The sequence below is a fragment of the Kaistella gelatinilytica genome, from assembly GCF_015679325.1.
Taxonomy (GTDB): Bacteria; Bacteroidota; Bacteroidia; order Flavobacteriales; family Weeksellaceae; genus Kaistella; species Kaistella gelatinilytica.
This window is the reverse complement of the sequence record NZ_JADPVI010000004.1, coordinates 36951-49611: the sequence shown is the minus strand read 5'-3', so window position 1 is coordinate 49611 and position 12661 is coordinate 36951. Positions and strand designations below refer to the sequence as shown.

The window sequence follows — 12661 nt, the reverse complement described above, 5'->3', positions numbered from 1 at the left end:
ATAAAAATATGTCGCTGATCGCCATAAATACTTCACAAAATGTAAATATAAATTTCAATACCGCGAGTGTTGGCGAGAGAATATTGGCTTTTGGCATCGACATGCTCATCAAAGGTGCTTATTTACTGGTCACCTATCTGATATTTTTTCGCGTTTTTAATCTTGGGGCTTTTTTTAATACGCTCGATAACTGGTCTGTCATGGCCGTGATCATCATCATTACTTTGCCCATTCATATTTATACTTTGGTTTGCGAAAGTCTTTTGGAAGGACAAACTTTCGGAAAAAAAGTGGTGCGGATCAAAGTGGTAAAGATCGATGGTTTTCAGGCTGGATTTGGGGATTATCTAATTCGGTGGTTTTTCCGCTTGGTAGATGTGTTTTCAAATTCAGGCGTGGTCGGTTTGATCACCATGATCGTATCGAAAAATAATCAGCGTTTAGGAGGAATTGCTTCCGGAACTGCCGTCATATCTTTGAAAAACCACGTTACCATTTCGCACACGATTTTAGAAAATTTAAAAGAAGATTATTTGCCTGTTTTTCCACAAGTCATCGCGCTTACCGATAATGATGTGAGAATCATCAAAGAAAATTATCAAAAGGCACTAAAAAGCGATGACAGACAGATCCTTTCAAAACTTTCGAGTAAAATTAAAGAAATTCTAAAGTTAGATATTGATCCCACGAAATTCACGGAGCGCAGATTCATCGATATCATCATTAAGGATTACAATTTTTACACAGGAAAAGATATTTAAATTTCAATTCTTTTTGGGGCAACTTCATCCATCTTCCGCTCCCAATCTTTTTTGTTTCGTCAGATGACGACCCAAAAAAGGATTTCCGCTCAAGCTGGGCTGCAACAATCGCGAAAAACAAAACGATTTATTAAATCTAAAATCCCGCTTCCATTTATTTTCCTTAAATTTAAAGTACAAAATCGAAAGAAATGAAATACACCAATGATCGATCAGGAAACGGCGGAGTTTTTAAGTTAAATAATGATGAAGACGAAGTTGGAAGATTAACTTACACCATTTTCCCGGAGGAAAATAAACTCATTATTTCCTTTGTTTTGGTTCATGCAAAATTTGAAGGTCGTGGAATGGGAAAATATTTGGTCGAAGAAGCCATTAAATTCGCTCGGGAAAACAACTGGAAAGTTTATCCACACTGTTCTTACGCAAGATCTGTAATGAACAGGATGACTGATGTGGAGGATATTTTACTGGAAGGTTAATACTTCATTAAGTAAGATGTCTTCAATATCATCTGGATAATCAACTGTAAAATGATGATGATGATCGACCCATTTTCTGATCTCTTCGGCATTTAAAATTTTGGAGGTCGGAAATCCCATTTTCTCTAAAGCAAAAGCATTACATTCTTGCTCATATTGGTTATGAATAGGAATAACAAATAACTTTTTACCCATAAACAGCGCTTCTGCCGGAGTTTCAAAACCTGCATTGCACAAAATTCCTTCGCAATTTTCGAAATATTTTAAAAACTGAATGGTATCGATGGGAAAGATCTCCAGGTTTTCTTGCCTATAATGTAATTTGCTGTCTTTCGAGAACACCTTCCATTCAACCGGAATATCCTTTAAGATCTGAATGATATTCTGGTCTGAAAAGCTGGGTAAGTAAACAAGATAATATCCTTTCCGCTGAGGATTTAAATTTCTGATCTTCTTTCTAATGACGGGTTTCTTGATCTGCGGATGATAATTTTCAAAATGAAATCCTATTTTCCGCTCGCTTGGGACGTAATAATTTAAAATCAGCTCGCCTAAAAAGTCTTTTTTTTCAGGTTTCGGAGTTTCTTTAAAACACAGGGAAGCTTGATGACTCAGTTCAATCATGGGCAAATCTCTTAATTTGCAAGCCCATCCTGTCAAAGGTTCGAAATCATTGATAATTAAATCGTAATGGGAAAGTTGCAAGTCTCTGCCGTTTTTAAAAGCCTCAACAAAACTATTCCCTGCAAATGTTTTACGGTAAGATAGCCCGCCTGTTTTATTGTATAGCAGCGAAACCCCTTTGTAGTGGAAGTTGACATCGAAATCGGCTTTCAGTTGCGATTGATGACCACTCATTAAAATATCAACTTCGACATGCTTTTTGAGAAGAGGAATAATTTCCTGCGCTCTTGCAATATGTCCGTTCCCTGTTCCCTGAAATGCGTACAGAACTTTCATCAGGAAAAGTTGGTTACCACTTTTAATAATTCCAGATGATCCATTTCCAAAATTTCTTCATGATCGTCATCCTTCAGCAAATGCTTATGATCCTCATAATGAAATATGGCCCATTTCTTATCGTTGTATTCGAGCGCTGATAAATTCTCGATCCAGTCACCAGAATTCATATAAATACAGGATCCATTCTTGTTGTGGATTTCCCGAATCTGCGGTTGATGAATGTGACCGCAAATAACATGATCATATTGATTGTCAATCGCCAATTCAGAAGCCGTTAATTCGAAGTCACCGATAAATTTTACTGCTTTTTTTACGTTGTTTTTAATTTTTTTGGAAAATGAATACTTCTCTTTCCCCATCTTTTGCAAAAACCAGTTGATAACCGTATTGATAAGAATGAGTAAATCGTATCCTTTTCCGCCTAATTTAGCGAGCCATTTGGAATGCTGCACAGAGGCATCGAAAACATCACCATGAAAAATCCAGGTTTTTTTCTCATCAATGGTAAGGCAAATTTTATTACATATTTTAAGATTTCCTAATTCGAAATCAGCAAACTTGCGAAACATCTCATCATGGTTTCCGGTCACATAGTAAACCTCAACATTTTTGGTCACGAAAGAAAGTATTTTCTTAATGACTTTCAAATGAGATTTAGGAAAATAAGACTTTTTGAATTGCCAAACATCGATGATATCTCCATTTAGAACTAACGTCTTCGGCTGAATGGAATTGAGATATCTTAATAATTCTTTTGCCTTGCAACCGTAAGTCCCGAGGTGAACATCTGAAATTACAACTAACTCAACGTTTCTTTTCATCGCTTTTGTGCAAAGAAAAGACTTGAATGTTACTTGCAGATGAACACGATATTATTTTCTTATAAAGAATTCAGTAAGGCGTCGGTTATTTCCATGTTATGATAAACATTTTGAACATCATCGTCTTCTTCAAAACGGTCGAGCATTTTCATATTAATTTTGAATTGCTCCTCCGTAACTTCTTTGCTATTGTTGGGAATTCTTTCTAATTCGGCACTTTTAACATCCATGCCCAATTCTTCCAGTTTGTGAGAAAGAGCGCCGAAATCCTCAAATGCTGTTGTGATCAACACTTCTTCATCATCGCTTTCTACATCTTCTGCACCACCATCGATCATTTCCATTTCGAAATCATCCCAATCCATTTTGATTGAAGACCTGTCAATCGAGAAAATTCCTTTTCGGTCAAAGATAAAAGCCAATTCTCCATTTTTCCCAAGACTACCATCGAATTTATTAAAAATCGCTCTTACGTTTGCCACAGTTCTCGTGGGGTTGTTTGTAGTGCATTCAACAAAAAATGCAACACCTCCTAAACCGTAACCTTCGTAAGTAATTTCCTCATAATGTTCTGCGTCAGCACCACTGGCTTTTTTAATTGCTCTTTCAACATTGTCCTTTGGCATGTTTGCCCCTTTGGCATTTTGCATACATCTCCGTAAAGAAGGATTTGAGTCCGGATCTGCACCACCTGCTTTAACGGCAAGAGCAATGTCTTTTCCTATTTTAGAGAATGTTTTGGCCATCTTGTCCCAGCGAGCCATTTTTGAGGCTTTTCTATATTCGAATGCGCGTCCCATAAATTTTAGTTATTAATATTGCAAATTTACATAAAATCACAAAAAACGCCCCCAATAATGGGAGCGTTTTTTTATGATTTAGAAATAATTTTTAATTATTTTCTTTTTTTCATTGATTTCTTTTTCATTGTTTTCTTCGCTGGTTTAGCAGATTTCTTGATAACAACTGGTAAGTCAGACTTATCCATTGCATCAAAAGCAGCTTTATCAACAGCAGTAACAACTACTTTTCTATCAGTCATTCTTTCAGCATCAGATGCTTTCTCAGAAACCACTGCGTTAGCTTCACCAACACCTTTAGATTTCAATTGAGTTGTAGATACTCCTCTTGCTTCTAAAGCATTCACTACTGCTGCAGCTCTTTCTCTAGATAATTTCAAGTTGTAAGCGTCTGAACCTTTTTTGTCAGTTTCACCTGTCAATAAGAAAGTTCCACCGTTAGAATTCTTAATTATGTCAGCAGCCATATCTAATTTAGAACTAGATTCTGGTCTGATTGTAGCTTTGTCGAAGTTAAAGAAAATTCCTTTAAGAGCTCCTGTAGCTTCGTCAGCGATTACAGTTTGTGGCTTAGGACAACCGTTGTATTCTTTCAATCCGAAAACTGTAGGACAAGCGTCATCTTTATCTAAGATTCCATCACCGTCAGTATCTGGCCAAGGACAACCTTTGTTTTCTGCTGGACCAGGAACTGTAGGACAAGCATCATCTTTGTCGATTACACCATCGCCGTCAGTATCTGGCCAAGGACAACCGTTGTTTTCAACTGGACCTGCAACATCTGGACATTGATCATCGATATCTGGAATTCCGTCTCCATCAGTATCAGGACAACCTTTGAATTCAGCTAAACCTGGAGTATCTGGACATCTATCGTCTTTATCTAAGATACCATCTTTATCTCTATCATTGTTACCGAATCTAAACAATAATGAAGCAGAAGCTTGCCAAAAGTTAGCAATATCTGACTTGTCAATTGGTGTAGAAACGTAATCACCTTGAATACCAAGACCAAAGTTTTTAGTTAACCAGAAGTTAGATCCTAAACCAGTTGAAACTGTAAAGTGATCGCTTCTTCTTTGTGTACTACGCATTCCATCAGAAAATCCAGGATAGTATTCTCCATTAATATCAGTTAAAGGAAAAGTAACACCTGTATAATCGTGTCTCATGTAGTTTGCACCAACTCTCAAATATGGATCAAACCAAGATTCTTCGTTCCAAAGACCGTTGAATTTGAATTGAAGACCTAAACCGGTCATTAGGAAAAATTCTTTTCCCATTCCAATTCTTTTGTTGTCAACGTTCCCTACGGAAGTTTGCCAGTCAAGAACCAAATATTTATTAATGTTTCTTGCTACAGTTAACTTCGAAAGTGGAGGTGTAATCGTAAAGTTGCTGATGTTATACAATTGACCGTGATCTGAACTACCGAAAGCAGTAGAGAAAACATTTCCAACTGTACCTCCTGCCGCAGCATGATTTACTCCGTGAGCACCAACACCGATTAACCACGGGTTACTGGTAGTCTGGGCGAAAACAGTAGAGGCAATCGTAAGAGCCAATGCTGAAATTCCTAATTTTAGATTTTTCATAGAATTAAATGATTAAATAATTGATAATGCAAAATAAATATAAATTTTCTTTAAAAACAAAGATTTTGGGTCTTTTTTTAACTTTTCTTTAATATTCTCTCGAGATTGCGTTTATTTTCTCTGTCTTTTATACTGTCGCGTTTGTCGAATAATTTTTTACCCCGTCCAAGTGCGATTAGAATCTTAGCTTTTCCTTTATCATTAATATATAGTTTTAAAGGAACTATGGTATTTCCAACATCTTTCAGTTTTTTTTCAAACTTTTGCAATTCCCGTTTGTGCAACAGCAACTTCCGTTCCCTTTTTGTTTTGTGATTATAAAAAGTTCCCAATTTATACTCATCTATCATCATATTAATAATATAAAGTTCTCCGTCAATGAACTGGCAAAACGCTTCGGTAATACTTGCTTTTGATGAACGTAAAGATTTAATCTCAGTTCCCGTAAGTACCATTCCTGCTTCAACTTCATCCAATAGCTCATACTCAAAACGGGCTCTTTTGTTAAAAATATTGATCGTTTTTTCTATCTTCATTTCACTTGCTTCTTTATACTTTAAAGATATGTTAAATTTATTCTATTTTAACTAAAAATTATCTTAAAAATTGCATTCAAATTTTATACCTTATTACAATCACACGAAATTGAAACTTTAAACCCAATTTCTTTTCGTAATTTTGCGCCAAATTTACAAAACTATATGTTAACAGTATCTAATTTATCACTGCAATTCGGGAAGAGAATACTTTTCGATGATGTGAACATTATGTTTACGAAAGGAAACTGCTACGGAATTATCGGTGCAAATGGTGCCGGAAAATCTACATTCCTTAAAATATTAACCGGAGATCAAGATCCAACAACGGGCAGCATATCGCTTGAGCCCGGAAAAAGAATGTCCGTTTTAGAGCAAAATCACTTCGCTTACGATAATTTCACGGTTTTAGAAACAGTACTTCGAGGCAATGAGAAGCTTTATAAAATAAAGGAAGAAATGGACGCGCTTTACGCAAAGGAAGATTTTTCTGATGCCGACGGTATAAAAGCCGGTGAACTGGGAGTAACTTACGACGAAATGGGTGGCTGGAACTCTGAATCTGATGCGATGACCATGCTTTCAAACGTTGGAGTTAAAGATGACATGCACTATCAAATGATGGGTGAACTGGAAAATCAAAATAAAGTGAAAGTTCTTTTAGCACAAGCTTTGTTTGGCAACCCAGATGTTTTAATTCTCGATGAGCCTACGAATGATCTTGATATTGAAACAATTGCCTGGTTAGAAGACTTTTTATCAACGTATGAAAATACTGTGATTGTGGTTTCTCACGACCGTCACTTTTTAGATACAGTTTGTACCAATATTGCCGATTTAGATTATTCTAAATTAAATTTATACACTGGTAACTACTCTTTCTGGTACCAAGCTTCACAATTAGCGACGCGACAAAGACAGCAAGCCAACAAGAAAGCTGAAGATAAGAAGAAGGAACTTCAGGATTTTATCGCACGGTTTTCTTCTAACGTTGCAAAAGCGAAACAGGCAACTGCCCGTAAAAAAATGATCGATAAATTAAATATTGATGACATCAAGCCAAGTTCCAGAAGATATCCTGCAATTATTTTTGATACAGAACGTGAAGCCGGAGATCAAATTTTAGAGATCAAAAATCTGGAAAAAACAAAAGATGGTGAGCTTCTATTTTCGAAGATCGATCTAAATCTGAAAAAAGGAGATAAAATCGCAGTACTTTCTAAAAACAGTTTAGCAATTACAGAGTTCTTTGAAATTCTATCTGGCAACACTAAGGCAGATAAAGGCGAATATAATTGGGGAATTACAACAAATCAATCGTATATGCCTTTAGATAACAACAGTTTTTTCGAGGAAGATATCAATCTGGTTGATTGGTTGCGTCAGTTTACAAAAAGCGATGATGAGCGTCACGAAGAATATATGCGTGGATTTTTAGGGAAGATGCTTTTCTCCGGAGATGAAGCTTTGAAATCTTGTAAAGTCCTGTCAGGTGGAGAAAAAATGCGTTGTATGTTTAGTCGAATGATGTTACAGAGAGCAAACGTTCTACTCATGGACGAACCAACAAATCACCTGGATCTGGAAAGTATCACCACTTTAAATAATTCATTGACGAACTTTAAAGGAACCATACTGCTCTCATCTCATGACCATGAAATGTTAGAAACAGTTTGTAACAGAGTAATTGAGTTGACGCCAAAAGGAATTATCGACAGACAAATGACTTACGATGAGTACTTAGATGATAAAAAAATAAAGGAACTGCAGCAGCAGATGTATTCTTAAAATAATTTAACGAGTTAAAACCGTCTTATCAATATTGATAAGACGGTTTTTTTTATTAAAGATCAAAAAAAATCCTCTCCAAATAAAATTTGAAAAGGATACTGAAAAAGAGATATATAGTTGAGTCTTTTTAAGAGATAAATATTCCTGCAATTGCAGCAGCCTGGTCTCCGGTCAATATTTCATCAAATGAAGCCGATCCAGCTGGAGCTCCAAATAATGTAGAAGTATTGTAACCAGCTTGAGTTATGTTTTCTTCTCCTGCATAAACTGCGTTGGTTGCTGCAGGCATATTTCCACCTACATTCAACTCGATCCAACCTTTGTTCATACGCATTCTTCTCACTTTCGAAGCGTGTCTCGCTTCCACAGAATGGATTTGTAAAGCTGCCTGTAAAACATCTTTATTTGAAGCAACATTTCCAGCCTGACCTTTGTAAGCACGAACTCCTGTATCTTCAAAAGCTTGCGCAAGAGTCAAAAATGTTTGATAATCGGTAAAAGGTTGAAAATTTCCACCCGCTGTAAAATCAAAATTTGGTTTCATACCTGGAGCTTCTCCTAAGGAAGTCAGTGCGCTTTTTAAGAAAGCAACGTGAGCGGTTTCGTGTTTGCTGATTTGTTGAAAGACAACTTTATCACCCGCCGGAATTAATCCCGCAGTATTAATACCTGTTCTGTAATATTCGTCTTCCAAATATTCTAAAGTCAATGCTAATTGGAGCGCACCAGTCAATGCTGAAGCTGCTGCAAAACCCATCTCTTGCGTTGTTTCAGCTTTCGCAGAAGTTGCCATAAATGATCCTAATCCTAATGGAATAGCTGCAAGTGCTGCTTTTTTTCCAAAGGCTGAAAATTGAGACAGACTCCCTAATCTTGAAGTTTCGGTTGAGAAAAATTTATCGTCCGAAAGTTTATCTAATATTGTAAGTAAGTTCATAATAAATGTTTTAAAAATTAATAAATTCTAACCGATTCCTTGTTCTTTCCAAGTGAAAGGTGTTTTGAAAAATCCACCAGCTGCTGCAACAATATCTTTTGGTTTTTTTGCTACATCTAAACCAGTCATTACATCAATTACATCATCACCAGCAAAATCCATGGATCCAGGATTTATCAGATCTCTAATTGCGGAAGCATGTCTTGCTTCAACACTTACTATTTTACCTGCAATTACTAAATAATCTAAATTTTTAATTAATCTACCTGCACCGTTATAAGCTGCAACACCTGTATCTTCCAATGCTTTGGCAGTGGCAAGAATCGAAGTTCTACTACTGAAATCGATGTTATCATATTTAAATTCTAACTTCGGTGTAGGCATTGCTCCTGCTGCAGTAATTGCTGCTTTGAAAAAGTCTCTGTGAATAACTTCGTGATTATAGATATCAATAAAAACTTGTTTTTCGGCTGCAGAAATACCAGTGTAAAAGTTATTGACCACTTTCGTGTAAAAATCAGCTTCCAGCTGTTCCAGCGCATAAGCGTAATTTAAAATTCCCACATCTCCTACTCCCAGGTCAAATATCGAATCCGGTTGCACATACTGCATATCTTCATTTCTACATCCTGCCAAAGTCAGTCCGGCTACTACGAGACCGACTCCCCCTAACTTCAGAAAATTTCTTCTGTTTGTATCCAAAGTTGCTCCTTTGTTCGATACGTGAACTGTTTTTTCCATAATAAATATTGTTTAATTGGTTCTAATATTAATTACGAGCCTTAAAAGTTTTTAGATTTAAATTATTTATAATAAAATCAAATTAATTGCTACTTCGTTGAATTAGTGCGTTTTAAATTTTATGAATTTTTACTTTCATGCATCAAATCTTCTTCTTTTTTGAATTAATGGCAATCATTAAAAGTATATATTACATTAATTTGAAAATTGAAAACGCATCTTTAATTAAATCGAAATCAAGAACAAGAGATCAAGCTTTCCATAAAAAAAATTGGAAAAAAAACTCTATTTTTGTGAGATTATGAATCAAAAATGGATTTACAATCCCGAACCCGATGAAGAAATTGTTGATGGACTAAGTACATCTCTAGGTTTCGGCACCTTTGAATCCAAGATCCTCGTCATGCGCGGAATCGACAATTATCAAAAAGCGCGGGAATTTTTCAAACCTAACCTCAACGACATCCACAATCCTTTTCTCATGAAGGATATGCAGCTTGCTGTAGATCGTATTGCAACAGCGATTGAAAATGGAGAAAAAATAATGGTCTACGGTGATTATGATGTCGACGGAACCACTGCAGTTGCCTTGATGTACCTTTACCTCAGCAAAATTGTAGATAAAAAATACCTAACTTATTATATTCCCGACCGAAATATTGAAGGTTATGGGATTTCAAATGAAGGAATCGATTTCGCAAAAGAAAACGGTTTCTCTGTAATAATTGCACTTGATTGCGGAATCAAAGCACTCGATAAAGTTGAATACGCGAATAATTTAGGCGTTGATTTTATTATTTGCGATCACCATTTACCGGGAGAAGAAATTCCTGCAGCCGTTGCAGTTTTAGACCCGAAAAGAGTTGATTGCCGATATCCTTTCAAAGAATTGTCTGGTTGCGGAGTTGGGTTCAAATTATGTCAGGGTTTAAATACCATTTATAAAATTCCGGAAGCTGAACTTTTCGAATTGACCGATTTACTTGCAATTTCTATCGCCGCAGATATTGTTTCAATGACAGGAGAAAACAGAGTTCTGGCGAAACAGGGTTTAAAAGTTTTACGAAAATCCAGAAATCTTGGTTTAAGAATGTTGATACCGGAAGATAAACTAGCAACTTTCGAGATCTCAAACATCGTTTTTGAAATCGCTCCAAAAATAAATGCTGCCGGAAGAATTTCCCACGGAAAAGCCGCAGTAGAATTAATGGTTTCCGACAACTTAAAGCAGGCGCATCAAATTGTAAGTGACATTATAACACTCAATGATTCCCGCCGGGAAATGGATACGAACAGCACTATAGAAGCACTTTTGCAAGTAGAAACAACTGGTCAACTGCAAAATTTTTCTACCGTTGTTTACGGTTCAACCTGGAACAAAGGCGTGATCGGAATCGTAGCTTCAAGATTAACTGAAACTTTTTATAAACCCACGATTGTTTTCGCAGACGGAAACAACGGCGAAATGGTCGCTTCTGCGCGGTCAATTGCTGATTTCGATGTGCATGATGCCTTAGAAAACTGTTCGGATCTTTTCTTAAAATTTGGCGGTCATCCCGCAGCAGCCGGACTTTCCATGGAAAAAGACAAGTTTGAACTATTCAAAGAAAAGTTCGAAAAAGTAGTTGCTCAAAAAATTCAAGATCATCAAAAAGAACCAAGCATAAAAATTGATTCCGATGTTACGATCGATGATCTGGATAAAGATTTCTTCAACTTCCACCGTAAATTAGCTCCATTTGGTCCGAACAATATGAAACCCGTTCTGGTCTTAAAAAATCAAAAAGTTTCGGGTTATGTGAAAACGATGGGGAAAGATAATAATCATTTAAAATTCTTCATCAAACAAGATTCTACAGGAAAAAATATCGAATGTGTAGGTTTTAAACTGGGAAAATTTGCTGATGATTTTCGACAAAAAACATTTGACATCGCCTTTACCGCCGAAGAAAATCACTGGAAAGGAAATGTGACCTACTACTTGAATATTCGAGATGTAAAATTTAATTAAAGCTCAGATTAAGTATTTAATTAAAAATTTCTACAAAACCGGATGCCTTTCAAACTCCTTCTCTCGATCAAAAAGATAACGATACGTCGCTAATTTACGCGTCACTTCAGTTTCTAAATTCTCCGCGATCTTCATCATTTTTGGATTAAAATCACCGATCCACTGCATTTCGTAATCTTCAAAATCGGTGGTTTTTCTAAAATGCCTCGTTCCTTCCCAGATCATAAAACCGTCGATGCCTTTTTTCTGCCATTCCGGAACGATCCCAAAAACCAAACCTACCATTTTCTTATTTTTTCTCAACTTCTTGACGAAAAGAAATTTCAGTTTCTGCCAAAGTCCAAACTTTCCATCCAGATATTTAAACCATTGATTAAGATCTGGAATATTCATCCACATAGCGATGGGTTTTTCATTTTCGTAAATAAACCAGGAAATATGGTCGTTAATAACAGGTTTCAAAGTGAGAAAAAGTTTCAGCGTTTGCGCATTAGTAAGTTGTTTTCCTTCACCATGATTTGCCCAGGCTTTATTGTAAATTTCCGTAAAATCGACCGCAAATTTTTCCAGATTTTTAACTTTCATTCTTTTTGCAGAAATCGTCTTGACTTTTGAAATTCTTTGGTGCATCTCCAGAAAATTTTCAGCAACCGGATCATGAATTTTTCGACCGAAACACAATTGATTAAAATAAATCTGAAATCCATAATTCTCAAAAAGTTCTTTATAATAAGGAGGATTATAATTCATCCCGAAAAGTGGTTCGGAAAAACCTTCGATCAAAAGTCCCCAAAACCGATCCCTTTCCCCGAAATTAATCGGTCCATCCATCGCTTCCATCCCTTTTTCCTGAACCCGATCCTTCGCAAAATCAAAAATAAAATTGGCTGTTTCCTGATCATTAATGCAGTCAAAAAAACCAATCCCACCAGTTGGTTGATCCTGTTCATACTTCTTATTAATGAAGACTGCAATTTTCCCGACCGTTTCTTTTTTATCATTTAAAAAGAGAAAACGTTCACATTCGCCAAAGCGAAAAAATTTATTTTTTTTAGTATCAAAAACATTCTCAATATCTTTATCAAGCGGACGAATATAATTTGAATCATCAGAAAACAAACGTGCCGAAAACTCTGTAAATTCCTTGTTATGTTCTTTAGAAACCACTTTTTCTACCTTCATATTTCAAAAATAGTCAATTTATTTTTTCAATAAAATTGTAA

12 protein-coding genes are annotated in these 12661 nt (G+C 36.0%); 4 read left to right on the top strand and 8 right to left on the bottom strand.

Features of this window, described 5'->3' with window-relative positions:
• Positions 1-8: 8 nt before the first annotated feature.
• Positions 9-761, top strand: coding sequence for an RDD family protein (locus IV494_RS12905; protein WP_196080549.1), 753 nt, complete (start codon positions 9-11; stop codon positions 759-761).
• Positions 762-952: 191 nt separating this feature from the next.
• Entirely contained in the window at positions 953-1243 is a 291-nt protein-coding gene (locus tag IV494_RS12900) for a GNAT family N-acetyltransferase (protein WP_039349318.1), read from the top strand.
• Here IV494_RS12900 and IV494_RS12895 read toward each other — a convergent pair.
• From IV494_RS12895 to smpB, 5 genes are all read right to left on the bottom strand, one after another.
• A complete protein-coding gene (locus tag IV494_RS12895) occupies positions 1229-2203 on the bottom strand; it encodes a glycosyltransferase family protein (RefSeq protein ID WP_196080548.1) in 975 nt (324 codons plus the stop codon). The two genes, IV494_RS12900 and IV494_RS12895, sit on opposite strands and share 15 nt — an antisense overlap.
• The gene (locus IV494_RS12890) at positions 2203-3027 is read right to left on the bottom strand and encodes a UDP-2,3-diacylglucosamine diphosphatase (protein WP_196080547.1); all 825 of its coding nucleotides are present in this window, start codon (positions 3025-3027) and stop codon (positions 2203-2205) included. The genes IV494_RS12895 and IV494_RS12890 overlap by 1 nt, the downstream gene beginning before the upstream one ends.
• Positions 3028-3086: 59 nt before the next feature.
• Positions 3087-3827, bottom strand: a complete 741-nt coding sequence (locus IV494_RS12885; RefSeq protein ID WP_196080546.1) for a YebC/PmpR family DNA-binding transcriptional regulator — start codon at positions 3825-3827, stop codon at positions 3087-3089.
• Positions 3828-3922: 95 nt separating this feature from the next.
• Positions 3923-5422: an OmpA family protein gene (locus IV494_RS12880; protein WP_196080545.1), complete on the bottom strand. Its 1500-nt coding sequence runs from the start codon at positions 5420-5422 to the stop codon at positions 3923-3925.
• 77 nt (positions 5423-5499) lie between these two features.
• Positions 5500-5958: an SsrA-binding protein SmpB gene (smpB, locus tag IV494_RS12875; protein ID WP_196080544.1), complete on the bottom strand. Its 459-nt coding sequence runs from the start codon at positions 5956-5958 to the stop codon at positions 5500-5502.
• Between the two features lie 165 nt (positions 5959-6123).
• Between smpB and IV494_RS12870 the strand changes: the two genes are divergently transcribed.
• Complete coding sequence (locus IV494_RS12870) at positions 6124-7746, top strand: ABC-F family ATP-binding cassette domain-containing protein (protein WP_196080543.1); 1623 nt, start codon at positions 6124-6126, stop codon at positions 7744-7746.
• 130 nt (positions 7747-7876) lie between these two features.
• Here IV494_RS12870 and IV494_RS12865 read toward each other — a convergent pair whose 3' ends face one another.
• On the bottom strand, positions 7877-8686 hold the full coding sequence (locus tag IV494_RS12865; protein WP_196080542.1) for a ferritin-like domain-containing protein: 810 nt from the start codon (positions 8684-8686) through the stop codon (positions 7877-7879).
• Between the two features lie 27 nt (positions 8687-8713).
• Positions 8714-9427 carry a ferritin-like domain-containing protein gene (locus tag IV494_RS12860; RefSeq protein WP_196080541.1) on the bottom strand — a complete coding sequence of 238 codons (714 nt, stop codon included), beginning with the start codon at positions 9425-9427 and terminating at the stop codon, positions 8714-8716.
• A gap of 301 nt (positions 9428-9728) precedes the next feature.
• Between IV494_RS12860 and recJ the strand changes: the two genes are divergently transcribed.
• Positions 9729-11438 carry a single-stranded-DNA-specific exonuclease RecJ gene (gene recJ / locus IV494_RS12855; protein ID WP_196080791.1) on the top strand — a complete coding sequence of 570 codons (1710 nt, stop codon included), beginning with the start codon at positions 9729-9731 and terminating at the stop codon, positions 11436-11438.
• 30 nt (positions 11439-11468) lie between these two features.
• Here recJ and IV494_RS12850 read toward each other — a convergent pair whose 3' ends face one another.
• Positions 11469-12620 (bottom strand): hypothetical protein, encoded by a 1152-nt coding sequence (locus IV494_RS12850; RefSeq protein WP_196080540.1) that lies wholly within the window; start codon positions 12618-12620, stop codon positions 11469-11471.
• Between the last annotated feature and the right edge of the window lie 41 nt (positions 12621-12661).